Source organism: Alcaligenes sp. WGS1538, from assembly GCF_043187505.1.
Classification (GTDB): domain Bacteria; phylum Pseudomonadota; class Gammaproteobacteria; order Burkholderiales; family Burkholderiaceae_B; genus Alcaligenes.
The window spans coordinates 2,302,976-2,328,075 of record NZ_CP171109.1 but is presented as its reverse complement, the minus strand read 5'-3'; the positions used below and the strand labels follow the sequence as shown (position 1 = coordinate 2,328,075).

The window sequence follows — 25,100 nt, the reverse complement described above, 5'->3', positions numbered from 1 at the left end:
CATGTTCCGGTTATGTTCAAGGAGAGACGCCCATGGTGGAACTCGTCATCAATCAGCGACAGCACAGCATCGGCGCTTTCGAGGTAGGGCGCGTGCTGCCTTTTCGCCAGCGCCGCATGGTGGGCCCCTTCATTTTCTTCGACCGCATGGGACCGCAGGAACTGGCCGGGCCCATCGGGCGCGAGGCCGACGTGCGCCCGCATCCTCATATCGGCCTGTCCACCGTGACCTACCTGTTCGAAGGCACCATCACCCACAGGGACAGTCTGGGGGTGGAGCAGGACATCACGCCCGGCGCCCTGAACTGGATGACGGCCGGCTCAGGCATCAGCCATTCGGAGCGTTTTGACCAGATGCGCCAGCAGGGCGGACGCATGGACGGCATCCAGGCCTGGGTGGCGCTGCCGGAAGACAAGGAGGAACAGGAACCGGACTTCGTCCATTATTCGGCCCAGCAACTGCCCTTGATCAGCGAAACGGGGCTGCAAGGGCGGTTGATCGCCGGCGCGGCCCTGGGGCTGACCAGTCCCGTGCATGTGGATTCGCCTCTGTTCTATATCGAGCTGCGCGCCCGGGCCGGGCAATCCGTGCCCCTGCCCGGCGGCCACGAGGAGCGCGCCATCTATATCTGCGGCGGCGGCCTGGAGGTGGCCGGCCAGCGCTACGAGGCCGGCCAGATGGTGGTGTTCGCCAAGGGCGATGCGCCGCGCATCCTGGCCTTCCAGGACAGTCACCTGATGCTGTTGGGCGGCGAGCCCCTGGGGCCGCGTCACATCTGGTGGAACTTCGTATCTTCGCACAAGGAGCGCATCGAACAGGCCAAGGACGACTGGCAGAACGGCCGCATCATGCTGCCGCCGCTGGATAACCAGGACTTCATCCCCTTGCCGGAGTATTGAACGCGGACGCTGCCGATACGCCATCCGGCGCCATAAAAAAAGGCCCTGGATCAATGCCAGGGCCGGGAAAGGCTTGCACGTCAGGACTGGTGGATTTGCCTGTGTCTGCAAGTAGCGGCAGAACGGTTTTTTAATGTGACGGCAAGCCAGGCGGAGCGGCAGGGCCGCTCACGCTCTATAAGGAGGCGATTGTACGTAGAGATGGCGCCCCGCCGGGCCAAGACCTGTCTTCGAGCAGGGCTATTGGGGCGCACGACGGTTCAGCCCGGCGCCCGCCGCGTGCCGCCTTTGCAGCCCATCAGTCGCGGGCCGGTATGTTCAGCCCGCGCTGAACGGCGGGGCGCTGCACGAAGGCCTGCAGGACCCTGGCCACATTGTCGAATTGCTCGAATTGCACCAGTTCCCTGGCTTCGTAGAAGCCGATCAGGTTGCGCACCCAGGGGAACAGGACGATGTCGACAATGGAATAGTCCCGGCCCATCATCCACTCCTTGCCCTGCAGGTGCCGGTCCATGACGCCCAGCAGGCGGCGGGACTCGGCCACATAGCGGTCGCGCGGCCGCTTGTCTTCATAGTCCTTGCCGGCGAACTTATGGAAAAAGCCCAACTGACCGAACATGGGGCCGACTCCGCCCATCTGGAACATCAGCCATTGCAAGGCCTCGTAGCGCAGGGCCGGATCTTCGGGCATCAATTGGCCCGTCTTGTCGGCCAGGTAGACCAGGATGGCGCCTGACTCGAACAGCGCCAAGGGTCGCCCGCCCGGCCCGTCCGGGTCCAGGATGGCGGGGATCTTGTTGTTCGCGCTCAGCGAAATGAATTCAGGGCTCAATTGGTCGTTGCGCTCGAAGCTGACCAGGTGCGGTTCGTAGGGCAGGCCCGTTTCTTCCAGCATGATGGACACCTTGACGCCATTGGGCGTGGGCAGGGAGTACAGCTGCAGGCGCTCGGGATGCCGGGCGGGCCACTTGCGGGTGATGGGGAACGAGGACAGGTCTGTAGTCATGGTTTTCTTGCCGATGGCGTGAATGAGACCTGCCTATAGTAGCAAGCCTTGCTCATTGCGGTGCGGGCGCGGGACGCTGCGGGAAGGCGGACCGGCCGAACTGGCTGCCCATGCGGTTGCCCAGCGTGGCCGGGGTGGGCATGCCCAGCGAGTTGGGCGCCTGCAACACCTGCTGTTCGGACCGGGGCAGGGCGGGAGGGCGCTTGGCCCCTTCGGGCGACAGGCGCTGCTGCAAGCACTCGTACGAGGGCGTGCGCTGGCCGTTGACCTCCACTTCCACACAGCTCTCCGGGCCGCGGACCGGCTCCGGGGCTTGCGCCCAGGCGCTTGCGCCGATCAGGAGCAGGCATGGCCCCGGGCTGCGCAGCAGCATGTTCATAACACCAGTTCTCATTGGTTCATACCTTGAAAAAGACCGCCGACAAAATGTTCGGGAACTTAATTAACAGAACTGAAAAATTAATCCAATAGGATGCTGGATTGTTTCCAGGCGGAATTTTCGCTTATTCATTCTGTTTTGTTGGTCTGTTCTTACTTTAATTTTCTTTTATTTCAGGAATCTGACGGCTTGCTTTTGCGGCAAACCTTGCCGTGTGAATAGCGAGGTTTGCGCAAAGACTGGACCAACGCGGCTCTGGAAGCGCTTTCGTATCGGGGCGAAGAAGTTGCGGCCGAAAGGCCGGGGTGCTTTACCTGTACCTTGTCGAAGACCGGCTTTGCTTCGTCCCGCCCGGGCAGGACGAAGGCTTTTACATCATTGGGCTTTGTCATGAATAAAAAATTGAAACGGGTGTCCATGCAGGAGCTGGACACCCGCCTGTCGAAGATCGTCGATGAGGCCCGGGACCATCCCGTGGCGGTCACGCGCTACAACACTCCCTGGGTGTGGATCGTGTCGCACAACGTCTGGGTGGACATTGAAAAACTCAAGAGCGTGGTGCCGGAGGGCCATCCCCTGGCAGAGGTGCGCCGCCTGACCGATGCGGACATCCAGGCCAGCGCGCCATTGCTGGGCGATACAGCCGGCTCGTACGACACCTACATGCCCGCGCCGGCCATATTCCGCTGCTTGATGCTGCAAGTGCTGTTCTCGCTGGGTTCGGCCGACCGGGTCTATGACGAACTGCGCTTCAACCTGTTGTACCGCTGGTTCATCGGCATAGAGACTTTCCGCGAGCCGCTCGATAGCCGCGAACAGTTGCGTGAGCGCCTGGCCGCCATGCGGGGCCGGTCCTCGGCCCTGGACCTGCTGGGCCGTTGCCTGGAGGCCGTGCGTCAGTCCGCCCATGCGCGGGAGTTTCAGATCGACGAGCAGGCCCTGCTCGAGTGGCAGCGCCAGTTCCCCAATCCCTAAATGAATTTTTAAGCTAAGGAATTATAAAAATAAAGCAAAAATAATTCTCGATTAAAAAAAGCTCCCGAGCTTTTTTAATAAGGTGGAAGCATTGTCTTATTAACATTTCTTTTTGTTTGGGCTGGAAACGAGATATTCCCGAAAATCGGGTCCGGCGCCGATATCGATATTCCCTTACCGAGTCTCATCCATGCAGCCTTTCAGCCGTATCAAACAGGATTCCCGCCATCCCGGCCAGGGCCGGCGTCCGCGGGCCAGGGCCCGCCTGGCGGCTGGCGCCCTGGCCCTGGCCGCCGTTCCCTGTGCGGTCCTCGTCCAGGCCGCCCAGACCGTCACCATCAATGAATACATCGTGCGCGGCAATACCGTGCTCGAAGCCCGCGACATCGAGACGGCGGTCTATCCCTTCCTGGGAGAAGGGCGCAGCCTGGCCGATATCGAGCAGGCCCGGGACGCCTTGCAGCAGGCCTACCAGCAGGCCGGCTACCAGTCGGTGTACGTGGACCTGCCCGAGCAGCAGGTGGAGGGCGGCGTCGTGATCCTGCAGGTGTCCGAGACCAAGGTGGGGCGCGTGCGCGTGGTGGGCGCCGAACACTATTCACCGCTGGCCATCCGCGACGCGGTGCCGGCGCTGCAGGAAGGGCAGGTGCCCGATTTCGACAAGGCCCAGGCGCAGCTCGCGCAGCTCAACCGGGGCGGTTCCCGCCAGGTCATGCCGCTGGTGCGCGAAGGCCGGCTGCCCGGCACCCTGGACGTGGATCTGAAGGTCGAGGACAAGAGTCCCTGGTCGGGTTCGCTGTCGTTCAACAACGACTACAGCGCCGACACGACCAAGACGCGCGCGGTGGCCACGCTCTCCCACGACAACCTGTGGCAGAAGGGCCATAGCGCTTCGCTGACCTGGTTCACGGCGCCCGAGCGGCGCGGCGACGCCAGCGTGTGGTCCGCATCCTACGGCATGCCCTTGTCGCGCAACTGGGACCTGAACCTGTCGGGCTACAAGTCCGACAGCGACATCGCCACGGTGGGCGGCACCAATGTGCTGGGCAAAGGCCATTCCTTCGGCCTGCGCCTGAGCTACTCGCCCGACTACCAGGCGCCTTGGTACCACAGTTTTTCCATGGGTCTGGATTACAAGCGTTTCAGCGAATCGATCCGCTTCGGGGGCGACAAGGACGACGTGCCCATCACCTACGTGCCCCTGTCCCTGGGCTACAGCGGCTACCGCTACACCGAGCAGTCCCAGAGCATGGTGGCCCTGGACCTGGTGGCCAGTCCGCGCAGCTTCATGGGCATAGGCAGCAACGACGACGAATTCGACTACAAGCGCTACCGCGCCAATCCCAGCTTCGCCTTGCTCAAGCTCAACGCTTCCCACACCCAGGGCCGCGACTGGCAGCTGCACGGCCGCGTAGCCGGACAGATCGCCACCGGCCCGCTGATTTCCAACGAGCAGTTCTCGGCCGGCGGCAGCGGCACGGTGCGCGGCTATCTGGCCGCCGAGCGTTCCGGCGACGACGGCTATATGGGCAGCGCCGAGCTGCGCACGCCCTCCCTGAACCGCTGGCTCGGCCCGCGCGTGAATGAATGGCGCTTCTATGCCTTCGCGGACGCCGCCCGCATCCGCCTGCAGGACCCGCTGCCCGAGCAGGAAGCGCATTTCACCCTGGCCAGCGTGGGCCTGGGCAGCCGCATTCAGGTGATGGACTGGCTGTCGGCCAGCGTGGATTGGGCCTACCCGCTGCGGGACGGCGCCAATACCCGCAAACATGAACCCCGCTGGCATTTCAACGTGCGCGCCAGCTTCTAACCCTCTTCTTTCTGTATCCGGAGCATACGAATCATGCAACGCTACATCATGTTCCTGCTGGTGTTCATCGCCAGCTTTCTGCCGGCGGCCGCGCAGGCCTGGTGGCAACCCGACTGGACGTACCGCAAGCCCATTTCCATAGACGCGTCCGTCGAAGGCGCCAAGCTGCAGGAAGGCCTGGGCCGCACGCCCGTGCTGGTGCGCCTGCATACCGGCAACTTCACCTTCGACGGCGTGAACGACAACGGGTCGGACCTGCGCTTCGTGCTGGACGATGACAAGACCGTGCTCAGCCACCAGATCGAGACCTTCGATCCGCTGCTGGGCATCGCCCTGATCTGGGTGGACCTGCCTGAAATCCAGGCCGGCCAGAAACGCGACATCTGGATGTACTACGGCAATGCCGCCGCTCCCCAGGCATCCAACGGCCAGACCACCTTCGATCCCAACTACACCCTTATCTACCATTTCAACGGCGCGGCCGATGCGCCGCCGCGCGATACCACCGCGTATGGCAACCACGCCCAGACCAATGTGGCCGGCGGCTACATCGACGGCGTGGTGGGCCGCAGCGCCCAGTTCAACGGCGCCGCCCCCCTGATGCTGCCCGCCAGTCCTTCGCTGGCCGTGCCGGCCGGCTCGCCGTTCAGCTTCAGCGCCTGGGTGCGCCCCGACCAGATCGTGGGCGAGCAGGCCGTCTACGCCCGCCGCGACGGCGGCAACGCCGTCCTGCTGGGCTTGAGCCAGGGCGTGCCTTTTGTCGAGATCAACGGCCAGCGCGCCCAAGCCGGCCAGGCCCTGGCAGCCGGCAGCTGGCAGCACCTGGCCATCAGCAGCGACGGCAGCCAGGTCCAGCTGCTGGTGCAAGGCCAGCCGGTCGCCTCGCTGGCCGCCGCCATGCCTGCGCTCAATTCGGCGACGGCCCTGGGCGGGGACCTGCCGGCCGCTCCCGCCGCTGCCGACGAAGGCGCGGAAGGCTCCGAAGCCGTCGCGCCCGCCGCCCGCTACGCCGCTTTCGTCGGCGCCATGGACGAGATCCGCCTGTCCAGGGTGGCGCGTCCCGCCGGCCTCTTGTATGTGGACGCCTTGTCGCAGGGATCCGAGTCGCGCCTGATCGCCTATGGCGTGGATGAGCAGCAGTCGGGCTTCGGCTTCGGCGCCCTGGGCTACCTGCTGGCGGCCGTGCCGCTGGACGCCTGGATCGTGCTGGCCGTGCTGGCCGTCATGCTGGTGCATTCCTGGATCATCATGATTTCCAAGAGCCGCCGCGCCGCCGCCCTGGAGCACGGCAACAAGGTGTTCCGCGAGCGCTTCGCCCAGCTGGGCACGCAGCTGGAGGCCCTGGCCGACGCCAAGCCCGAGGCCGCCGTGCAGCAGCGCCTGGACGAATCCCCCTTGTGGAAGCTGTATGTGACCGCCGTGCGCGAAGTGCGCAAGCGCCGCACCGAAACCGGCTCCAGCCATCTGTCGCCCGCCGCCATCGAGTCGATCCGCGCCGCCATGGACTCCGTCCGGACCTACGAAAGCCAGGCCCTGGCGGCGCGCATGGGCGCGCTGTCCAACGCCATCGCCGGCGGACCCTATATAGGCCTGCTGGGCACGGTGCTGGGGATCATGGTGGTGTTCCTGGGCACGGCCATGGCCGGCGACGTGAACATCAACGCGATCGCCCCCGGCATGGCCGCGGCTTTGCTGGCCACGGCCGCCGGCCTGTTCGTCGCGATTCCCGCCCTGTTCGGCTACAACCGCATCCTGGGCCGCAACAAGGCCATCAACGCCGAGATGCGCGTGTTCACGGAAGAGTTCGCCACCCGCCTGGCCGAGAGCTATGGCGGCCACGAAGGCGGCGAGCGCAAGAAGGGCAGCAAGGACCGCGCGGCGCAAACCGCCGACGGCGTGCTGGCCTCCCTGTCCACCGACGCCAGCACGGCGCAATAAGCCAGGAGTCCCATCATGTCCCGAAGCATGGTTGACGAAGACGAGGACGGCGCCGTGGACGGCATCAACATCACGCCGCTGGTCGATGTCCTGATGGTGGTGCTGGTCATGTTCATCCTGACGGCCACGGCGCAAGTGGCCGGCATCCAGGTGAACCTGCCCAAGGCCAGCTCCACGGTCTCGCTGTCCGTGTCCCAGACCAAGGCCATTTCCGTGAACGAGGCCGGCCAGGTATTCCTGGACGCCTATCCCGTCACGCTGCCGGAGCTGGAAGAGCGCCTGCGCACGGAAAAGGCCCTGAATCCGGATTTCCCCGTCATCGTGCGGGGCGACGCCGACGTCCAGTATCACCGCGTGGTCGAGGTCCTGGACCTGTTGCGGCGCCTTGAGCTGTCCCAGGTGGGACTGGTCACGGGCAAGCCCAGCTGATTTTCGTGAAGCGCTGCAATCATGACGTCAAACACACCTGACCCATTCAAGAGCTCGCCGCCGCCGGCGCCGCGCCGGAACGCCGCCCGCTACATGAAGGGCGGGGCGCTGGTGGTCGTGGCGGCCGTGCTGGGCTACTTCGTGTGGAAGTGGGCCAATGACATGGCGGGGATCAAGCGCGAGCCGCCGCAGGTCAACGCCATCATCCCTCTGCCGCCGCCCCCTCCGCCGCCGCCCGAGCCCGAGAAGCCGCCCGAGCCCGAGGAACCCAAGGAAGAGGAGGTCGTGGAGCCCGAGCCCGAACCCGAACCCACGCCGCTGGAAGAGCCCAAGCCGGCCGACGAGACTCCGCCCACCCCGGTGGACAGCACGACCGAAGCCATGCAGATGGATTCGGACGGCCAGGCTGGTTCGGACGCTTTCAATATCGCCGCCGGTTCCGGAAAAGGCATGGGCGGCTCGGGAAGCGGTCGCGCCGGCAACGCCACCTACAGCCAGTACCTGGGCTACGCGCTGCAGAAGATCCTGCGCGATGACGAGCGCACCCGCATGCTCAGCTACCGCGTGCGCGTCAACCTCTGGATGACGGACATGGGCGAGATCACCCGCGTGGAGCTGGTCGGCTCCAGCGGGGACGCCGAGGTCGACCAGGCCGTGCTGTCCGCCCTGCGCGCCGTGCCGCGCCTGGAGGAACGTCCGCCGCCATCCCTGCCCATGCCCGTGCGGGCGGCCCTGAACAGTCGCCGGCCATCCTGATGTGCCACTGCCAAATGTTTAAACGGAGTCCTGAATAATGAAACCTCAACCACATCGTCTGAGCAAGGCATTGGCCGTTGCTTTGATGTGTTCCTCGGCCGCAGTGGCAGCCCAGCCCGCCGCCGACAACGCCACGGCCAACCTGATCCGCCTGCTGGTCGAGCAGGGCGTGCTCCAGCCCGAACAGGCGGCCGCGCTGCTCAAGCAGGCACAGTCCGAGGCGGCCGCCGCGGCGGTGCGCGCCAGCGGCGCCCAGCCCGGCGACGTGCGGGTGCCGTATATTCCGCAGACCGTGCGCGACCAGATCCGCGAAGAGGTCAAGCAGGAAGTCATGGCCACGGCCAAGAGTGAAAACTGGGCCGCGCCCAATACCTTCCCCGACTGGGTTTCGCGCATCACCGTGGACGGCGATGTGCGCGTGCGCTTCGAGAACCGCGGTTTTTCCAGCGGCAACAGCCCGGAAATCACGGATCTCGCTCGTTTCAACGAGCGTGGTCCATACGAAGTCGCCAGTATCAACAGCGTCGGCTCGCCATTGCTCGCTTCGCCGCCTTTGCTCAATACTCGCCAGAATCGCAACAACCAGCTGCGTTTCCGCGCCCGCCTGGGCGTGAAAGCGCAACTGAGCGGCCAATGGAGCGCCGGCGTGCGCCTGGCCAGCGGCAGCAGCAAGAGTCCGGTGTCCACCACCGACAATTTCGGCGGCGGCTTCAGCAAGAAGGATTTCTGGCTGGACCAGGCCTGGCTGAACTACAAGCCCGCCAGCTGGGCCAGCCTGACGGCCGGCCGGGCCTCCAATCCCTTCGTGTCCACCGACATTCTGTATTCCAGCGACCTGAACTTCGACGGCGTGTCCGCCGCGTTCAGCAAGCCGCTGCCCGACTCCCCCTTTGCCCTGCGTGGCGCCCTGGGCGCATTCCTGATCGAAAACACGCATAACCCCGGAGAACCGGGGGTCAGAGACATACATGGCGGTTCCGAAGGTGAGTCCAAGACCAAGTGGCTGCTGGGCGCCCAGATCGGCGGCGACTGGAAGATCAGTGCCGAGCAGCAGCTGGGCGCGCACGTGGCCTACTACACTTTCCGGAACATCGAGGGTCAGCTCTCCGAGCCCTGCTACTGGTACCAGAGCGTGTGCAGCACCGACTGGTCGCGGCCCGCTTTCATGCAGAAAGGCAACACTCTGTTCTACCTGCGCGACCTGATTCCGCCCGCGCCCGGCGAAGCGGGCTCGCTCCACCAGTATGTGGGCCTGGCCTCCAAGTTCAATCTGCTCGACCTGAACCTGAACTGGAAGGGCCGTGTCGGCAATGGTCTGGGCCTGATGGTGTCGGGTAACTATATCCGCAATCTGGCTTACAGCACGTCGCGCATGGAAGACCGCATTGGTCATAGTGTCGTCGTCAACAACGTAGACGAGGACGACTACCTGCGCTCCGGCGGCAATGCCTGGATGATCCATGCCGCGCTGGGCAAGAATTACAGCGTGGTCGACCGCGGCGACTGGCAGGTGTTCGCCGGCTACAAGTACATCCAGCCCGATGCCGTGCCCGACGCCTACAACGACTCCACTTTCCATCTGGGCGGCACCAATGCCAAGGGCTACTACCTGGGCGCGGCCTACGCCGTCGAGAAGAACGTGGTGGGCCAGCTGCGCTGGACCAGTTCGCGCGAGATCTACGGCAGCCCGCTGTCGATCAACGTGATGCAACTTGAACTCAATGCACGGTTCTGACATGAAACAGCCAACAGTACCTCATGCCAAGGCCCTGGCGGCCTTGCTGCTGGGCCTGGGCGCGGGCCTGGTCCAGCCGGCCGGGGCGCAGACCATGGAAGAGCGGCTGCGGGCCGAATTGCGCTCCACCAGCCAGCAACTGCAGCGCCTGCAAAGCGAGCAGGCCCAGGTGAACGCCGCCAAGGCGGCGGCCGAGGCGCAGCGCGACGCGGCCCAGGCCGAAGCGGCGCAACTGCGCAAGGCGCTGGACAAGGCGCAGGCGCAGGCCGACGCCTACGGCAAGGCGCACGAATCGCTGCGCGTACAGGCTTCCAGCCAGATCAGCGCGGTCCAGTCGCAACTGGCGCAGGCGCGCGGCGCGCATGAGCAGCTCAGCGCCCAGGCGCGCCAGTCCGAGGCCCAGCGCCAGGCCCTGGGCAAGCAGCTGGCGGCGCGCGATCACGAGCTGCAGGTCTGCATGCTCAAGAACGATCAGCTCTACAGCGCCGGCAAGGAAATCCTCAGCGCTTACGAGTCATTCTCCACGGGCGACCTGCTGGCCCTGCGCCAGCCGTTCTCCGCGGGAACGCGGGTGGCTTTTGACATGAAGGCGCAAGAACTGGGCGATAAGCTGTACGAGCACAAGTTTGACCGTCAGGCGGTGGACGCGCCGGCCGTCGCTCCATGACCGCTCGCCTTTGCGCAAAGCCCAGCCGTTCGCGGCGAGGTCAGGCAAGGCGAGTTCGATATGGCGCGGTAAGCGCCCTCGAATCATGGCGAAGAACTCAGGCCGAACAGCCGGAGCTCTTCACGGCGGCGACGCGGCGGGCAGGCGGGCGGGTTTACCGTCCGGCATGGCTGCGCCGCGGATGGAAGGAATCGGGCCGCCACATCGGCGGCTTTCATAAGGACGGCGCTGTCCAGGCCGTTTTATTTATCCTGGGATAGACAAGGAATGGAAAACAAGACCCTCATCGAAACCGTCACGACCGACGCGCTGACCGTCCTGCTGCAGGACATGGGATATCGCGTCACCGAGGCTCAGCAGGGTGACATCGTGCATTTGCTCAGCGCCGCGCAGGGCATAGGCTTTACCGTGCGGCCCGGCAATTCGGGCGCCGGGCAGCTCAGCTACCTGGACTACACCTTTTCCTGCGTGATCCGCGTGGAAGGCACGCTGGCCGCCAGCCTGATCAATCGCTGGAACGTGGAAAAGCGTTTTGCCCGCATGGCCCTGCAAGGCGAGTTCCTGACGCTGGAGATGGACGTGGTGGTGGCCGGCGGCGTCAGTCATGCCTATCTGCAGGCCCAGACCGAGCTGTGGGACCGGCTGCTGCAGGAGATGATCCTGTTCCTGCGCGGCAATCCCGAGACGCCGTCCGCACCCGAGACCGCCTCGCAACCGGTCGATGCCGCACTGGCCGAACAGGCCCAAGCCCCGGGCCAAGCCGCCTGAGCCTTTCGTGTACTGAACGCCCGCCGGCGGGCGTTCAGCGTTTCCCGCTTCTTTACTTCATGACTGGACTGCCTATTATGCAGAAACTGTCCCGGACTTCTCTAGCGCTGCGCCTGGCCATGGGCGCTTCCCTGGCTTTGCTGAGCGCCTGCAAGGATTCCAATGGCGAACCCAGCGCCCAGCCGGCCCAAGTCGAGCAAACCGCTCCGGCCCAGCCGGCCGCCGCCGCCGCGCCGCCCGCCGCCGGCAGCGAGATCGCCGTAGCCCGCCTGGGACAGGTGCAGGTCGGCGCCGAGGAGCTGGCCTTGCAACTGCAAGGCATCTCCCGCGCTCAGTATCAATTGCTGCAGCAGAACCGCGCCAGCCTGGAGCAATGGCTGCGTCAGCGGCTGGCGGAAAAGGCCTTGTACGAGCAGGCCCTGAATCAGGGCTGGCAAGACAAGCCCGAGGTGCGCCGGAGCCTGGAGCAGGCGCGCCGCCAACTGATCGTGCAGAGCTACCTGCATTCGGTCAGCCAGCCCCCGGATGCCTTTCCGTCCGAGGACGAGCTGACCCAGACCTATGAGCGCAACAAGGCGGCCCTGCAAGTGCCGGCCCGCTATCGGGTGGAGCAGCTTTTCCTGCCCTTCACCGGCCAGACCGACAGCGACGGCAAGCTCAAGGCCCAGGCAGATGAACTCGTGCAGAAGATGCGCAAGTCAGGCAATTTCAGCGCGGTGGTCCAGGAGCTGGAAAAGCAGTCGCCCGGCCTGGCAAGCCGCTCGGAAACCCCCTTGCTGCCCCTGGAGCAGCTCCTGCCTGAAACCCGCGCCGCGATCGCCCAGTTGAAGACGGGGCAGGTCAGCGACCCGGTGCGCTCGTCCAGCGGCTGGCACGTGCTGCATCTGCTGCAGAGCGAACCCTCCCGGGCGGCGACGCTTGACGAAGTGCGCGCGCAATTGACCCGCTTGATGCGCGAGCAGCGCCAGCAGGATATCGCCTTCTCCTACCTGAACGGCCTGCTGGATACGGGCACGGTCACCATCGACGGCGGCGAGCTGACCAAGGTGCTGGAGCGCAGCGCACCTGTGGTTCAGGCCGACCCGGCCGCCGCGCCCTGACCCGGAGCGGCGCGACCATGAGCGGTTTTTCCTGGAACGAGGCGTTTCATTCCTTGGGGCAACAATTGCGCGCCATGCGGCGACGGTCCAGCCAGGTTGGAGCAGCTGCCTGGCTGGGCCTGCTCGCCGCCCATGCGGCGGCGCAGACGCCTCTTCACTGGCAGAACTATGCCAGCCAGGCCAGCCAGACGGTGCATGCCCACATCCAGCAGATGGACCTGCCCGGCGCCGAGCCATTGCGCGCCTGGGCGCAGAGCCGGCCTGACCATGCTGTCGGGCCGCTGCGGGCGTCGTTCTGGATTGACGGCAAGGGGCGGGTGTCCCGCCTGGAGCTGGACGGCGTGGGCGATCCCGATATGGACCGTCAACTGCAGGTGCTGTTGGGACAACTGGTGTTTGCGCACGCGCCGCCGCTGGACATGCCGCAGCCCTTGCGGCTGCAACTGTATTGGCAATATCCCGAGGCGCCGCAATGAGGCGCCCGCCATGATTTTTTTGTGGCAGTCCCTTTTCAGGCCGCCTTCGGGCGGCCTCTTTTTAGATGACACTTCGCTTCAAGGGCAGTGCATCGACGTCATCAAAGCATCAAGAGCAACGCTCAAAGACCACGATGCGACGAGATTTATTGGTAAAACGTCTTTGTTGACGGGTCGATAAGGTGGCCATTGTGAGCCGTTCAAGAAGTGGGCGGGCCCGTCAGGGCGGGTCAGACAGCTTGCCGCAGGCGGGGAAGCACGCAGGGATGCAAGCACCTTGCTGTCTGAGTCCGGTGCTTGTGGTTCGCCTGGGGGGCGAACCACCCGGACGAGAGTTCAAGGTGCGCCCGGAGTGATCTCCCGACAAGGGCACCGGTGCGCAGCACCGGCAAGCCGTCAGCCCAGACGGGTCCGCTCACTTTTTGAACGGCGTCTTCACAAAGACCAACTCTGCTATCGATCTTTCGACCCCTGCCTCGTCAACTGGCAAAGGACTTTTTTATCCGGAGCTCAGGATCGTTTGCCGCGCAGCGGAGTCAGCAGATCGCGCAGGCCGTTGTGATCCAGTTCGTGAGCCAGGGCCAGCAATTGCCCAAGCCGGCCCGAGGGAAATCCCTCGCGGGCGAACCAGTTGAGGTAGTGGCCGGGCAGGTCGGCCAGGAGCCGGCCCTTGTACTTGCCGTAGGGCATGGAAGTGCTCAGCAGGGCTTGCAGGTCATCACTGGAATCGGACATGGTCTGGGGACGGACGCAACAAAGATCCGGATTATGCCATGGGCCCTGCATCCGCTTATCCAACAGCATTCTCAAGTGGTTTCAAATAAGACTTTAAAAACACAAAAAAGAAATAAAACGCAATAAAGTAAAATCGTCTATAAATTATTGAAATAAAAGTGAATTTGTTGATTCGTCCGCCGCATTTTCCGCCAAGGGCGGCAGGGCTGGGAACAGGGGGATTTTCCCTGCCCAATTTGCCGGAATAAGGCCGCGGCGGCTTGGCTAGAGTCCATTTACGTTTTTTGACATTTGGACATGGTCATGCGTATTTTCAAACGCTCCTCTCTTTGCGTCGCCGTCCTGTCGGCCCTGTTAACGCTTTCCGCCTGTGGCGGCGGAGGAGGAGGGGGCGGGGGAGGCGGCAGCCACGACACCTGGCAGCCGCCGTTGATTCCACCCGTCGACCAGGAACCCTCGGAAGGCATCCAGGGGCAGCAGCCTCCCGAAAAGCCCAATCCGGAAACGCCTGCGCCGGACAAGACCGCAGGCAGCCGCAGCTTCGAGCCGGGCTGGAGCCAGGGGCATGAAGGCCGGGGCGTGCGCGTGGGCCTGGTGGACGCCGGCATCAACCCCGATCACGCCGCCTTGTCGGACCGCATCGACAGCTACGTCGTGTTCAACAACAGCGGTCCGGTGGCGGGATCTTCAGGCCAGCGGGACTCGGCGCAGCACGGCGCGCGCGTGGGTCAGGTCATTGCGGGCAATGGGTACGCAGGCAGCCAGGCGGGTTATGCGCCCGCGGCCAGGCTGGAGGCGCGCCAGATCGGTCAGCTCGAGACCGTGTCGGTGACGGCGGGCGTCCTGGCCATGCGGGATCTGCAGGCCAAAGGGGTGCAGATCGTCAACAACAGCTGGAACGTGGCACCGATTGCCGACCCGACTCCGGAGCTGGTGCGCAGCCGCCAGGCGTTCAACCTGAAGGCCTATGCGGATCTGGTGGACGGCGGCATGTTGATCGTGCAGGCCGTGGGCAACCATTCGCAATCCCAGCCCGGCGCCTTGACCTTGCTGCCCCTGGCCGAGGCCAGCCTGCAACAAGGCTTGATTGCGGTGACCGGCGTACAGGAGGAGGCGGACGGGCGGCGCAGCCTGCCTTCCATGGCCAATGCCTGCGGCGCGGCCAGCCAATGGTGCCTGGCTGCTCCGTCTGTGTTCCGGGTGGCGATCGCCGACGGTGAGGATTATTCCCTGCTGAACGACCGCGGCACCTCTTTTGCCGCCCCGGCCGTGACGGCCGTGGCCGCGGCGCTCAAGCAAAAGTATCCATGGATGAGCAATGACAATCTGCGCACGACCTTGCTGACCACTGCCATGGACATTGGCGAGCCGGGGGTGGATGAGATTTTCGGCTGGGGCCAGCTGGATGCGGCCAAGGCCATGAACGGGCCGGCGCAGCTGGCTTTCGGCGATATGCGGGCGGACGTCACGCCCGGCCACTATGTCTTTGGCAACGCCATTTCGGGGCAAGGCGGCTTGATCAAGCAGGGGCCCGGTGTGCTGGAATTGTCGGCGGACAACAGCTATTCGGGCGGCACGCGGGTGGAGCAGGGCGAGCTGCGAGTGAGCGGCGCGCTGCGTTCCGCCGTGCAGGTAGAGGCCGCCGGGCTCCTGAGCGGCGAAGGCCGGGTGGGCGCTGTGCGCAACGAGGGGACGGTGCTCAGCCACGGCGCGGGGCTTACCGTGCAGGGCGATTACCGGCAGGGCGCCGAGGCGGTGCTGGATGCGCAGTGGGGCAGCGTGCTGCGGGTTCAGGGTCAGGCCGAGCTGGATGGCGTCCTGCGCCTGTCGGGCACGCGGACCGGCTTCGTCGGGCAGGCGGGGCAATGGGTGACCGTGCTGAGGGCGGAACAGTCGAAGGGGGAGTTCAGCCAGGTCCAGGACCACGGTTCGGTCCTGCTGTCCAAGGACGTCGTCTACCGCGCGGACGGCGTGGATCTGCATTATCAGCCGCGCCAGGCCAGCAGCCTGGTGGCGGCGCGATCTGGCAGTCCGGCGGCGGACATCGTGCTGCGCAGCGCCCGGACGCTGGACGCCGCCGTGGCCGGCTTGAGCGCGGCGCAGGATGAGCAGGGCGACACAGCGGCCCTGAAGGCGGCTCGCGAAGCCACTGGGCGCATCCAGCAGATGGCGAACTCCGATCAGGCGCTGGACGATGTGCTGTATTCGCTCAGCGGCGCCACCTATGCCAATGCCCTGGGAGTGGCAGCGCGCCAGTTCCGCGCCGAAGGCGGCTTGTTCATGGAGCAGCTGAGTGCGGCGGCAAGTGCGGCCGCAGGCGCGGGCGCAGGGGCGCCTTCCACGCGCGCCTGGGTGTCCCAGTCCCGTCATGACACGCGCTGGCGTCCTGAAGAACTGGATGGCCGGCTCAGGGCCGATGCCTCGCTGATGGGCCTGACCCGCAGCCTGGGTCAGGGCTGGAGCCTGGGCGGGGCGGTCGGCCGGCAATCCCTGCGCTGGACGGAAGCCCTGACGGAGCAGTCGCAAGGGCAATCCAGCAGGATTCGCAGCCAGTCGGCCATGCTTGGCCTGGCTTGGCAGGACGAGGCTGGCTGGCGCCTCCAGGGCGCCGTGGCCTATCAGCACTTCCGCCAGCAGGCTCAGCGCTGGCTGGGCTCGACTCAGGATGGCGAGGCGGTGCGCGGCGACAGCCGCGGGCGGGCCTGGTCGCTGACGGCTTCGGCGGCGCGGACCTGGCCCCTGGGGGCGCAATGGAGCGTCACGCCTTCGCTCGGCCTGGCGTGGCAGCACCTGCGCCAGAACGCCGTGCAGGAGCAAGGCGGGGCTTACAGCCTGGCCCTGGATGCCGTGTCGCGATCCCTGTGGACGGCGCAGGCCGGCGTGCGTGCCGCTTATGACAGCCAGTGGGCCGGCCGGCCCCTGCGGCTGTCGGCCGCGGTGGGCTACGAGCGCGACCTGGGCGGCAACGCCTTTGCCTACCAGGCCGCCTATCAGGGCGTGCCGGGCAGCCGCTTCGACCAGCAGGGCGTGGCCCTGGGCCGTGATCGCCTGAGCGCCCAGTTGCGCGTGGACTGGCAGATCGGCGCGCGTACCGACCTGGGCCTGGGCGTGCAGACCCGCCATGGCAAGGATTGGAACAGCGTGGATGTGGGGCTGCAGTTGGGCGTGCGCTTCTAGCCGATGGGGAAACCCGAGGTGAGCAAATCATCCCTTTGCTACTGCATGGCTGAGTAAAGGCCAGCTATGTTGACGGTGGTGACTTGCCAAGTTGAAGCAGGGCAGCGGCGATCTGGCCAAGCCTATGTGGAGCATTGCTGTGCCCGCACACGGCACGATTGATGCGAGCCAGCAGCACTGTACCCAGGCAGGTCATGGCGGTGGTCAAGTATCGTCGCAGGCGTGGCTTTTAAGCGTTTGCGTCAGAGTGTGCGCATGAGGAAAACGACCGCACCAGTTCCATGAAATGCCGCGCCAGCAGGGACGGGGCGCTGCGTGAGGGACTGGACATGCGCACCGACGTGTCCAGGCCCGGCAGCAGGGGCCTGACCGCCAGTTGCTGGCGAAAGGTGCTGGCCACGTAGGGATTGACGATGCCCACGCCCGTGCCGGCGGACACCAGCGCGCAGATGGTGACCGAGGATGTGGTCTCGATGGTCACGCCCTGGTTCAGTGCGTTCTCGCGCATCAGGGCGGCGATGCGCATGGCCAGTTCGTCATTGTCCGACAGGGACAGGATGCGGCTTTGACCCAGGTCGCGCAGGTGGATGCTGTCCTTGTGCGCCAGGGGATGATCCAGCGGCAGCACGCACACCGCTTCGGAGCGGTCCACGATCAGCGGCTCGATCTCGTCGTCGTCGAAGTCGCTGGTCGTGAAGGCCAGGTCGATCAGATCCTGGTGCAGATAGTCCAGCAATTGGCGCGATGTCGTGGTCTGGATGTCGATGTGCACGTCCGGATAGCGTTCCAGAAAGGGTTTCACGATGCGCGGCAGCAGGCCCACGCCCAAGGTGGGCGTGCTGCCCAGGCGCAGCACGCCCGTGCCCGAGCGGCGCATGATGGCGATGACGCTCTCGATGCTTTCCAGCCCCTGGAAGTGCTTCTGTATGGTCCTGTAGAGCAGCTTGGCCTCGTCGCTGGGCCGCAGCCGGCCGCGATGCAGTTCGAACAAGGCCAGTCCGGTGGCCGACTGGATCTCGGCGATGCGCCGGCTGACCGAGGGCTGGGTGGTGTTCAGGAACTGGGCGGCGCGCGTGGTCGTGCCGAGCTCCATGACGGCCTTGAAGGCCTGGATCTGCTGGAAATTCAAGGGACGGGACACGCTGGCTCCTGGCGCAAAGGGTTAACCCGAAGTATATCAATTCTGAATTGTTCTTCTATCAAAAAGAATTTGTTGGCATAAGTGGCGGGTGATAACTTTTGTTCCGGGCGAGGGCCGATCCGGTATCGGGACGGCTCCGACATTCGTAGCAAAGGCATACCCAGAAAGGGAATTTCCGTCCTCATGTCAGACAAGATCATTAGCAAGACCAGTCCTATCCGCCGTCTGGGCTCGGGAAGCAAACATCATTTCTTTGGTTACTACAACAAGTCCACCTGGGACCGCAGCGACCGCTACCTGCTGGCCAACCAGGTGCCCATGATGGACGCCGACGTGAAGGCGGACATGGAGGCGGAAGTGGGATTCTTCGATCTTCAGGACGGGGACGCTTTCCATGTGATCGACAGCACCCGCAGCTGGAACTGGCAGATGGGCTGCCAGCTGCAGTGGCTGGACGGCCGCCCCGGCCGCCAGGTGATCTACAACGTGCGCAACGAGCGCGTGGATACGCCATACCCCGGCCTGGGCTCGCGCATCGCCAATGTGGATACGGGCGAGAAGACCGATCTGCCCCTGCCGGTCTACGTGGCCGCGCCCAACAGCCGCTTTGCCATCAGCGTGAACTATCGCCGCTTGTGGATCACGCATGAAACCATAGGCTATCCCGACCTGGAGCCGCAGCCCGAGTTGCCGCTGGCTCCCGAGGACGACGGCCTGTGGAGCATGGACCTGGACAGCGGCGCCTACCGCCTGCTGGTCAGCTATGCGGACCTGAAGCGCTTCCATCATCGCGACTCCATGGACAAGGCCATTCATTGGGTCAGCCACATCGAGATCAATCCGGATTCCAGCCGCGTGCTGTTCCTGCATCGCTGGACCGAGCGCGTCAAGGACGAGACCTGCTTCCTGCACCGTTTGATCACCATGAATCCCGATGGTTCCGATCTGCGCCTGCTGGAGTGCTCGGACCATCCGCTGCCCCAGTTGGCCGAGGACTTCGATCCCGACGCCGTGGGCACTTTCGACTACGAGAAGTCCGAATACCAGATATCCCATCCGCTGTGGTGCGACAAGGAGCGCATCATCGTGTGGGGGCCGCACGCCGGCCAGATCCATTACCACCTGTATGAAGACCGCGACGGCGGCGATGTGCAGGTTGTGGGCGCCCATGTGCTGACAGAAAATGGCCACATGACTTTCTCGCCTGTGAACAAGCGCTGGCTGCTGAGCGACACCTATCCCGATTCGCAGACCAACCAGCGCATCCTGTTCCTGTACGACATGCAGGAGCAATGCCGCTACGACCTGGGCAGCTTCTACACCAGCCCGGACCTGCGCAAGGAAAACCGCTGCGATCTGCATCCACGCTGGAGTCGCGACGGCCGTTCGGTCTGCATCGACTCCGTGCACGAGCACGAGCGCCAGATGTACGTCATCGACGTGAGCGGACTGGTAGGGTGATGGGTAAGGAAAGAAGCCTGGCCGGCCGGCCAGGCTCAATAAACATATTGGAGAGAGAGCAATGAAAGCAGACAAGACCTTGCTGACGGGCGCCGTTCTTGCCGCCCTGGTCCTGCCCCTGGCCGGCCAGGCCCAGGAGGCGGCGACCGATACCTTGCAGAAGATCAAGAATGAGAACGTGCTGGTGGTGGGTTACCGCGAGGCGTCCATTCCATTTTCCTACTACGACGAGCAGCAGCACCCCATCGGCTATTCGATGGACTACGCCAATCTGATCATCGAACGCATCAAGCAGGAGCTGAATCTTCCCGACCTGAAAGTGCGCCTGCTGCCCATCACCTCGCAGAACCGCATCTCCCTGCTGCAGAACGGCACCTTCGATTTCGAATGCACCACGACCACCCACAACGAGTCGCGCGCCAGGCAGGTGGACTTCACCAACAGCATCTTCAAGGTGGGCACCCGGCTGCTGGCCAAGGTCGACGGCGGCATCAAGGATTTCGCCGACCTGAAGGGGCAGAGCATCGTGGTGGGGGCGGGCACCACGTCCGAGCCCATCATCCGCAACATGAACATCGAGAAGGACATGGGCATGCGCATCATCAGCGCCAAGGATCACAGCGAATCCTTCCTGATGCTGTCCACGGGCCGGGTCAAGGCCATGATGATGGACGACGCCCTGCTGGCGGGCGAGCGCGCCAAGGTGCGCAAGCCCCAGGACTACGTCATCACCGGCACGCCGCAGTCCTTCGAGGTGTACGGCTGCATGGTGCGCAAGGGCGACGACAAGCTGCGCGCGCTGATGAACGAGGTGATCGCCCGGGCGCAGACCTCGGGCAAGGCCGCGGAAATCTACAACAAGTGGTTCATGCAGCCCATTCCGCCCAAGCAGCTGAACCTGGATTTCCCCATGTCGGACGAGATGAAGGCGCTCTTCGCCCATCCCAACGACGAAATCTGACGCATAGGCACGGCCCGTCCCTGCGGACGGGCGCCGGCCTGCCCAGGGGAGAACGGGCCGGCCTGACTCTTTATCGGTGAACGGATGGATTATCAATGGAATTGGGGGATGCTGCTGGAGCCCGTGGCCACGGGCGAGCCATCGACCTATCTGGGCTGGATCATTTCCGGCTTCATCAATACGGTCCTGCTGACCGTCTGCGCCTGGCTGCTGGCCCTGGCGCTGGGAATCGCATTCGGCGTGATGCGCACGCTGCCCGGGCGCCTGCCGCGGGCGCTGGGCACGGCCTACGTGTCGGTATTTCGCAATATCCCGCTGATCGTGCAGTTCTTCATCTGGTTCTACGTGGCGCCGGAAATGCTGCCGGTCGGCGCCGGCGACTGGATCAAGGGCCAGGAGCCGGCCATCCAGTTCTTCGTGGTGTCGGTGTTCGCGCTGGGCGTCTATACCGGTTCGCGCGTCTGTGAACAGGTGCGCGCCGGGATCACGGCCTTGCCGCGCGGCCAGCGTATGGCCGGCCAGGCCATGGGCTTCACCCTGCCGCAGACCTATCGCTACGTGCTGCTGCCCGTGGCCCTGCGCAACATCATCCCGCCGTTGACTTCGGAGTTCCTGATCATCTCCAAGAACTCGGCCGTGGCCTCGACCATAGGCCTGCTGGAGCTCTCGGGCCAGGCGCGCCAACTGGTGGACTACACCTCGCAGCCCTATGAGTCCTTCATCTGCGTGACGCTGGGCTACATCGTGCTGAACTTCCTGATTATTCGCCTGATGAGCTGGGTCCGCAAAACCACTCGCCTGCCAGGCCTGCTCGGAGACTGACATGCTGGAACTCGATTGGAGCGCGCTCTGGGATTCGCGCCATCTGCTGGCCGCCGGCATGTGGATCACGGTGCAGGTCACGGCCGTGGCCATTGTCTGCGGGCTGGCCTGGGGAACGGTGCTGGCGGTGTTCGCCATTTCGGGCAATCGCTGGCTGCGCGGTTTCTCGCAGGCGTATGTGACCTTTTTCCGGTCCATTCCCCTGGTCATGCTGCTGCTGTGGTTCTTCCTGATCGTGCCGCAGGCCCTGAAGGCGGTGTTCGATCTGTCGCCCAGCGTGGACATCCGCCTGGTGTCGGCCATGGTGGCCTTCGCCCTGCTGGAGTCGGCTTTTTTCTGCGAGATCATGCGCGCCGGCATCCAGAGCCTGTCGCGCGGCCAGCTGCATGCGGCGCGGGCGCTGGGCATGACGCCGCTGCAATCCATGCGCTATGTGATCCTGCCGCAGGCCCTGAAGGCCATGACGCCCATCATCATGACCCAATGCATCGTGATCTTTCAGGACACCTCGCTGGTCTCGGTCATCGCGCTGGGCGATTTCTTCCGCCGCGCCACCGCCATCGGCGAGCGCGACGGCACGCTGATCGAAATGCTGGTGTTTGCCGGCGTGACTTATTGGATAATCTGTTCGTTGTTGACGGCCTTCGTCAAACTGATTCAAGCAAGGACGCAGAATGGTTGAGCTCAAGAATGTATCGAAGTGGTATGGCAAGTTCCACGCCCTGAAGGACTGCAGCGTGCGGGTCGAGAAGGGCGAAGTGGTGGTGTTCTGCGGTCCGTCCGGCTCGGGCAAGTCCACGCTGATCAAGACCATCAACGGCCTGGAGGAAATCCAGGAAGGCGAGATCCTGTTCAACGGCCAGTCCATCCATGCCCCCGGACGCAAGATGTCCGAGCTGCGCACCAGGATCGGCATGGTGTTCCAGCATTTCGAGCTGTTTCCCCACCTGACGGTGCTGGACAATCTGTGCATCGCTCAGGTCAAGGTGCTGGGCCGCGACCGCAGGCAGGCCGAGGAGAAGGCCCTGAAGCTGCTCGAGCGAGTCGGCCTGGCAGCCCATGCCCACAAGCATCCCGCCCAGCTGTCCGGGGGCCAGCAGCAGCGCGTGGCCATTGCGCGCGCCCTGTCCATGGACCCGGAGATCATGCTGTTCGACGAACCCACCTCGGCGCTGGATCCGGAGATGATCAACGAAGTGCTGGCCGTGATGGTGGAGCTGGCCCAGGAAGGCATGACCATGCTGGTGGTCACCCATGAAATGGGTTTTGCCAAAAAAGTGGCCGACAAGGTCGTGTTCATGGACCAGGGCTCCATTGTCGAAGTCTCCGACAAGGAGTCCTTCTTCAGCCAGCCCAAGTCCGATCGCGCCCAGGATTTCCTGAAGAAGATCATCCACTGAACGTCGACTGTCCTGCGCTTTGCGGCCCGGCCCGCCTCTGGCGCGCCGGGCCGTTCGTCCAAGAGCGCGTTCAGCGCAGGTGGCGGGCGAAGAACTCCAGGGTGCGTTGCTGGGCCAGCTCGTAGGAAGGCGCGTGGAAGTCGGCGCGCTGCTGGCAGCCGAAACCGTGGCCGGCTTCGTCGTATTCATAGATGTCGGCCTGCGGCTGGGCGGCGCGTATGGCCTGCACGGCGCTGGGCGGAATGGAGTGGTCCTGAACGCCGAAGTGCATTTGCACCGGCACCCGAGGTTTCAGGTCCGCCGCCTGGGCGATCTGGGCGCCGTACCAGCAGCAGGCGGCCTGCAGGCCCTCCAGCTTGCAGGCCGCCTGCCAGCTCAGCGAACCGCCCCAGCAATAGCCCACGATGCCCACGTGGCGCTGGCCCAGCGCATCGATGGCGGCCTGCAGGTCCAGCAGGGTCTTTTCAAGGGGAATGGCGCCGCGCAGGGCCAGGCCGCGCTGCACGTCCCGGGCGGTGTAGCCCATTTCCACGCCGCGCTCCCGGCGGTCGAACAGGGCGGGCGAGATCACCCGGTAGCCTTGCTGCGCAAAGCGCTCGCACGTGGCCCGGATATGGTCGTTCACGCCGAAGATTTCCTGCAGCACGACCAGGCCGCGCGGGGAATGCTCGTCGCCCGTGACATAGGCCTGGAATTCGTGCTGGTCGGCGCTGGTGATGCGCTGTGTGCTCATGGCCCTATTCCTTCATGGCTGAATGAATAAACCCCATTTATAGCAGGCGGCGGGGACTGGCGGCCAGCACGAGCTCTGAACAGTTGCGAGCCGTCTTGCATCGGGGAACGCGTGGAAGGCCGCATCTGCCTTTACAATTGCCCGGACACCAAGCCCATGAATCGACTGCGCCCGCCATGCTCGCGCAGTCGATTCATGGGCTCCCGATGTTGCATGGTCCGTCATGGGGGCGGGCTGTCTGCGGGCCTATGGCTCTTGTTTTGGCGGAAATTTGATGCGTGAAATTTTGACGGATGGTCTGTTCTGGACCATTGTGATGCCCTGGGCGCTGTTCATCGGACTGTTCCTGGTGCCCAGGAATCCCGCCTGGTTGCGGCGCTATGCCTTTCCAGGCTTTTTCTTTGTCATCGGCGCCGTGCTGATCGGCATGGTGGCGGTAGGCGTGGGCATTTTCAGCCTGGTGCTGGGCTTGATCGCTTTCTGGGTGGCGTACGAGCGACCCCGCGCCGCGGTCTGATCTTCCCAAGGAAAAAAAGCCGGCCAGACATAAGCTGGCCGGCTTTCTTCATTGCCCGACTATTTCTCATGCCGCTTGCAATGCATGCACGCCATAGCGCGCCGCCACGTTGCGTTCGCCAATGGCCAGGCCCGTGGTCATGCCCAGGCCCGTGTGCATCACCGTGACCAAGGTGCCGGCGTCGGCCCGCAGCACGGAGAAGGGCGCCGGGCCCTTGGCGCCGTAGACGCCCTGCCAGCGCTGCAGCACCTGTACGCGGCAGCCGAGCACGGTCTGCGCCAGATCCAGCATCAGTTGATCGGTCTCTTCCTGGTTGAAGGGGCTGGCCTGCTGGCCGTAGTCGTGCGAGTCGCCGATGATCAGGTCCCCGGCGGGCGTGGGGCTGATCAGCAGGTGTATGCCCTGGTCCAGCAGCTTGCCATGGCGTTGCTGCACCTGCTCGCGCAGGGCCTGGGCCAGCGGCAAATCGCTGAAGGCGCCGTAGTGCAGGCAGGACAGGCCGGTCAGCAGGGGACGGTCCAGCTGCCAGCCGGCATCCTCGGCGCGCACTTTGAGCATCTGCAGGCGGGTGACCGAGGGCTTGACACTTTGCAGCAGTCCGCGGTGCAGGCTGACGTAGTCATGGCCGGGGCAGACATAGATGCTGTCGGCGGTGAAATCGCCGACGGTGCTCTGAACCCGTCCGTCCTGCGCGGCGTGGACGTGGGCGTTGGTATGGACCGTCACGCCCATGGCCTGCAGGCTGGCCGTGATGGCGGGCAGGGCGTCGCGCGAATAGATCTGCAGATCGTCCAGGCCTTGCAGTGCTCCGTGGTGGTGCGCCAGCCGCCCTTCGAAGAAACCGGCCAGTTCACGGCCATCCAGCAGGCGGCAGGCCACGCCCAGCTCCCGGGCGCGGCCGTGGGCGAACTGCGCCAGCACGTCCAGTTCCTGCCGGTTGCGCGCCAGCACCAGCGAGCCCTTGCTGCGCACGTGGAAGCCGGCCTGGGCGGCCAGTTCCAGCCAGAGGCGGCGGCTCTCGCGCGCCAGCTCCATCATCACGCCCGGGGCCTGGCCGGTGACCAGCACCTGACCGAAATTGCGTATCGTGGCGCCCTGGGCCTGGTGGCTGCGCTCGAGCACGGCCACGCTCAGCTTGCGGCGGGCGGCCGCCCAGGCATGCGCCATGCCCAGGATGCCGCCCCCCACGACGATGACATCGTAGTGTTGAGCCAT

Annotated in this window: 24 protein-coding genes; 18 read left to right on the top strand and 6 right to left on the bottom strand. The window is 64.7% G+C overall.

Annotated features, from left to right (window positions below; translation table 11 throughout):
* Positions 1–32: 32 nt before the first annotated feature.
* Positions 33–899, top strand: a complete 867-nt coding sequence (locus ACF3ND_RS10855) for a pirin family protein (protein ID WP_394060308.1) — start codon at positions 33–35, stop codon at positions 897–899.
* Positions 900–1,197: 298 nt separating this feature from the next.
* On the opposite strand, the gene ACF3ND_RS10850 is transcribed toward ACF3ND_RS10855, so the two are convergent.
* Complete coding sequence (locus ACF3ND_RS10850; protein ID WP_394060306.1) at positions 1,198–1,905, bottom strand: glutathione S-transferase N-terminal domain-containing protein; 708 nt, start codon at positions 1,903–1,905, stop codon at positions 1,198–1,200.
* Between the two features lie 52 nt (positions 1,906–1,957).
* A complete protein-coding gene (locus ACF3ND_RS10845) occupies positions 1,958–2,299 on the bottom strand; it encodes a hypothetical protein (RefSeq protein WP_394060304.1) in 342 nt (113 codons plus the stop codon).
* A gap of 375 nt (positions 2,300–2,674) precedes the next feature.
* Between ACF3ND_RS10845 and ACF3ND_RS10840 the strand changes: the two genes are divergently transcribed.
* The 10 genes from ACF3ND_RS10840 to ACF3ND_RS10795 all read left to right on the top strand — a co-directional run bounded on the left by ACF3ND_RS10840 (position 2,675) and on the right by ACF3ND_RS10795 (position 12,938).
* Positions 2,675–3,259, top strand: a complete 585-nt coding sequence (locus ACF3ND_RS10840; RefSeq protein WP_394060302.1) for a transposase — start codon at positions 2,675–2,677, stop codon at positions 3,257–3,259.
* Positions 3,260–3,449: 190 nt separating this feature from the next.
* Positions 3,450–5,069, top strand: a complete 1,620-nt coding sequence (locus ACF3ND_RS10835) for a ShlB/FhaC/HecB family hemolysin secretion/activation protein (RefSeq protein WP_394060301.1) — start codon at positions 3,450–3,452, stop codon at positions 5,067–5,069.
* 33 nt (positions 5,070–5,102) lie between these two features.
* Positions 5,103–7,007, top strand: a complete 1,905-nt coding sequence (locus ACF3ND_RS10830; RefSeq protein ID WP_394060299.1) for a DUF2341 domain-containing protein — start codon at positions 5,103–5,105, stop codon at positions 7,005–7,007.
* A gap of 15 nt (positions 7,008–7,022) precedes the next feature.
* On the top strand, positions 7,023–7,436 hold the full coding sequence (locus ACF3ND_RS10825) for an ExbD/TolR family protein (protein ID WP_394060297.1): 414 nt from the start codon (positions 7,023–7,025) through the stop codon (positions 7,434–7,436).
* A gap of 21 nt (positions 7,437–7,457) precedes the next feature.
* Entirely contained in the window at positions 7,458–8,192 is a 735-nt protein-coding gene (locus ACF3ND_RS10820; RefSeq protein WP_394060295.1) for an energy transducer TonB, read from the top strand.
* A gap of 37 nt (positions 8,193–8,229) precedes the next feature.
* Complete coding sequence (locus ACF3ND_RS10815) at positions 8,230–9,927, top strand: putative porin (RefSeq protein WP_394060293.1); 1,698 nt, start codon at positions 8,230–8,232, stop codon at positions 9,925–9,927.
* Between the two features lies 1 nt (position 9,928).
* On the top strand, positions 9,929–10,594 hold the full coding sequence (locus tag ACF3ND_RS10810; RefSeq protein WP_394060291.1) for a DNA repair protein: 666 nt from the start codon (positions 9,929–9,931) through the stop codon (positions 10,592–10,594).
* A gap of 267 nt (positions 10,595–10,861) precedes the next feature.
* Positions 10,862–11,362 (top strand): YbjN domain-containing protein, encoded by a 501-nt coding sequence (locus ACF3ND_RS10805; protein WP_394060290.1) that lies wholly within the window; start codon positions 10,862–10,864, stop codon positions 11,360–11,362.
* Between the two features lie 77 nt (positions 11,363–11,439).
* Entirely contained in the window at positions 11,440–12,462 is a 1,023-nt protein-coding gene (locus ACF3ND_RS10800) for a peptidyl-prolyl cis-trans isomerase (RefSeq protein ID WP_394060288.1), read from the top strand.
* 17 nt (positions 12,463–12,479) lie between these two features.
* Positions 12,480–12,938, top strand: a complete 459-nt coding sequence (locus tag ACF3ND_RS10795) for a hypothetical protein (protein ID WP_394060286.1) — start codon at positions 12,480–12,482, stop codon at positions 12,936–12,938.
* 510 nt (positions 12,939–13,448) lie between these two features.
* On the opposite strand, the gene ACF3ND_RS10790 is transcribed toward ACF3ND_RS10795, so the two are convergent.
* Positions 13,449–13,673 carry a DUF3820 family protein gene (locus ACF3ND_RS10790; protein ID WP_394060284.1) on the bottom strand — a complete coding sequence of 75 codons (225 nt, stop codon included), beginning with the start codon at positions 13,671–13,673 and terminating at the stop codon, positions 13,449–13,451.
* Between the two features lie 303 nt (positions 13,674–13,976).
* On the opposite strand from ACF3ND_RS10790, the gene ACF3ND_RS10785 reads away from it, so the two are divergent.
* Positions 13,977–16,850 (top strand): S8 family serine peptidase, encoded by a 2,874-nt coding sequence (locus tag ACF3ND_RS10785; protein WP_394060282.1) that lies wholly within the window; start codon positions 13,977–13,979, stop codon positions 16,848–16,850.
* Positions 16,851–17,079: 229 nt separating this feature from the next.
* Here ACF3ND_RS10785 and ACF3ND_RS10780 read toward each other — a convergent pair whose 3' ends face one another.
* Positions 17,080–17,991 carry a LysR family transcriptional regulator gene (locus tag ACF3ND_RS10780; protein ID WP_394060280.1) on the bottom strand — a complete coding sequence of 304 codons (912 nt, stop codon included), beginning with the start codon at positions 17,989–17,991 and terminating at the stop codon, positions 17,080–17,082.
* 183 nt (positions 17,992–18,174) lie between these two features.
* Here ACF3ND_RS10780 and ACF3ND_RS10775 point away from each other — a divergent pair, with 183 nt between their 5' ends.
* The 5 genes from ACF3ND_RS10775 (at position 18,175) to ACF3ND_RS10755 (ending at position 22,635) form a co-directional block, all read left to right on the top strand.
* On the top strand, positions 18,175–19,452 hold the full coding sequence (locus tag ACF3ND_RS10775) for a hypothetical protein (protein WP_394060278.1): 1,278 nt from the start codon (positions 18,175–18,177) through the stop codon (positions 19,450–19,452).
* 61 nt (positions 19,453–19,513) lie between these two features.
* Positions 19,514–20,413, top strand: coding sequence for a glutamate/aspartate ABC transporter substrate-binding protein (locus tag ACF3ND_RS10770; RefSeq protein ID WP_394060276.1), 900 nt, complete (start codon positions 19,514–19,516; stop codon positions 20,411–20,413).
* Positions 20,414–20,497: 84 nt separating this feature from the next.
* A complete protein-coding gene (locus ACF3ND_RS10765; protein ID WP_394060275.1) occupies positions 20,498–21,235 on the top strand; it encodes an amino acid ABC transporter permease in 738 nt (245 codons plus the stop codon).
* A gap of 1 nt (position 21,236) precedes the next feature.
* Entirely contained in the window at positions 21,237–21,917 is a 681-nt protein-coding gene (locus ACF3ND_RS10760) for an ABC transporter permease subunit (protein ID WP_394060273.1), read from the top strand.
* Positions 21,910–22,635 (top strand): amino acid ABC transporter ATP-binding protein, encoded by a 726-nt coding sequence (locus ACF3ND_RS10755; RefSeq protein ID WP_394060271.1) that lies wholly within the window; start codon positions 21,910–21,912, stop codon positions 22,633–22,635. Before ACF3ND_RS10760 ends, ACF3ND_RS10755 begins: the two co-directional genes overlap by 8 nt.
* A gap of 70 nt (positions 22,636–22,705) precedes the next feature.
* Here ACF3ND_RS10755 and ACF3ND_RS10750 read toward each other — a convergent pair whose 3' ends face one another.
* On the bottom strand, positions 22,706–23,368 hold the full coding sequence (locus tag ACF3ND_RS10750; RefSeq protein WP_394060269.1) for a dienelactone hydrolase family protein: 663 nt from the start codon (positions 23,366–23,368) through the stop codon (positions 22,706–22,708).
* A 274-nt stretch (positions 23,369–23,642) separates the two neighbouring features.
* Between ACF3ND_RS10750 and ACF3ND_RS10745 the strand changes: the two genes are divergently transcribed.
* Positions 23,643–23,885: a hypothetical protein gene (locus tag ACF3ND_RS10745; protein ID WP_394060267.1), complete on the top strand. Its 243-nt coding sequence runs from the start codon at positions 23,643–23,645 to the stop codon at positions 23,883–23,885.
* Between the two features lie 66 nt (positions 23,886–23,951).
* Here ACF3ND_RS10745 and ACF3ND_RS10740 read toward each other — a convergent pair whose 3' ends face one another.
* Entirely contained in the window at positions 23,952–25,100 is a 1,149-nt protein-coding gene (locus ACF3ND_RS10740) for a TIGR03364 family FAD-dependent oxidoreductase (protein ID WP_394060265.1), read from the bottom strand.

Coding starts and splice junctions, on each gene's coding strand:
- ACF3ND_RS10855 (WP_394060308.1), top strand. CDS start 33: ATGGTGGAACTCGTCATCAATCAGCGACAGCACAGCATCGGCGCTTTC.
- ACF3ND_RS10850 (WP_394060306.1), bottom strand. CDS start 1,905: ATGACTACAGACCTGTCCTCGTTCCCCATCACCCGCAAGTGGCCCGCC.
- ACF3ND_RS10845 (WP_394060304.1), bottom strand. CDS start 2,299: ATGAGAACTGGTGTTATGAACATGCTGCTGCGCAGCCCGGGGCCATGC.
- ACF3ND_RS10840 (WP_394060302.1), top strand. CDS start 2,675: ATGAATAAAAAATTGAAACGGGTGTCCATGCAGGAGCTGGACACCCGC.
- ACF3ND_RS10835 (WP_394060301.1), top strand. CDS start 3,450: ATGCAGCCTTTCAGCCGTATCAAACAGGATTCCCGCCATCCCGGCCAG.
- ACF3ND_RS10830 (WP_394060299.1), top strand. CDS start 5,103: ATGCAACGCTACATCATGTTCCTGCTGGTGTTCATCGCCAGCTTTCTG.
- ACF3ND_RS10825 (WP_394060297.1), top strand. CDS start 7,023: ATGTCCCGAAGCATGGTTGACGAAGACGAGGACGGCGCCGTGGACGGC.
- ACF3ND_RS10820 (WP_394060295.1), top strand. CDS start 7,458: ATGACGTCAAACACACCTGACCCATTCAAGAGCTCGCCGCCGCCGGCG.
- ACF3ND_RS10815 (WP_394060293.1), top strand. CDS start 8,230: ATGAAACCTCAACCACATCGTCTGAGCAAGGCATTGGCCGTTGCTTTG.
- ACF3ND_RS10810 (WP_394060291.1), top strand. CDS start 9,929: ATGAAACAGCCAACAGTACCTCATGCCAAGGCCCTGGCGGCCTTGCTG.
- ACF3ND_RS10805 (WP_394060290.1), top strand. CDS start 10,862: ATGGAAAACAAGACCCTCATCGAAACCGTCACGACCGACGCGCTGACC.
- ACF3ND_RS10800 (WP_394060288.1), top strand. CDS start 11,440: ATGCAGAAACTGTCCCGGACTTCTCTAGCGCTGCGCCTGGCCATGGGC.
- ACF3ND_RS10795 (WP_394060286.1), top strand. CDS start 12,480: ATGAGCGGTTTTTCCTGGAACGAGGCGTTTCATTCCTTGGGGCAACAA.
- ACF3ND_RS10790 (WP_394060284.1), bottom strand. CDS start 13,673: ATGTCCGATTCCAGTGATGACCTGCAAGCCCTGCTGAGCACTTCCATG.
- ACF3ND_RS10785 (WP_394060282.1), top strand. CDS start 13,977: ATGCGTATTTTCAAACGCTCCTCTCTTTGCGTCGCCGTCCTGTCGGCC.
- ACF3ND_RS10775 (WP_394060278.1), top strand. CDS start 18,175: ATGTCAGACAAGATCATTAGCAAGACCAGTCCTATCCGCCGTCTGGGC.
- ACF3ND_RS10770 (WP_394060276.1), top strand. CDS start 19,514: ATGAAAGCAGACAAGACCTTGCTGACGGGCGCCGTTCTTGCCGCCCTG.
- ACF3ND_RS10765 (WP_394060275.1), top strand. CDS start 20,498: ATGGATTATCAATGGAATTGGGGGATGCTGCTGGAGCCCGTGGCCACG.
- ACF3ND_RS10760 (WP_394060273.1), top strand. CDS start 21,237: ATGCTGGAACTCGATTGGAGCGCGCTCTGGGATTCGCGCCATCTGCTG.
- ACF3ND_RS10755 (WP_394060271.1), top strand. CDS start 21,910: ATGGTTGAGCTCAAGAATGTATCGAAGTGGTATGGCAAGTTCCACGCC.
- ACF3ND_RS10750 (WP_394060269.1), bottom strand. CDS start 23,368: ATGAGCACACAGCGCATCACCAGCGCCGACCAGCACGAATTCCAGGCC.
- ACF3ND_RS10745 (WP_394060267.1), top strand. CDS start 23,643: ATGCGTGAAATTTTGACGGATGGTCTGTTCTGGACCATTGTGATGCCC.
- ACF3ND_RS10740 (WP_394060265.1), bottom strand. CDS start 25,100: ATGGCTCAACACTACGATGTCATCGTCGTGGGGGGCGGCATCCTGGGC.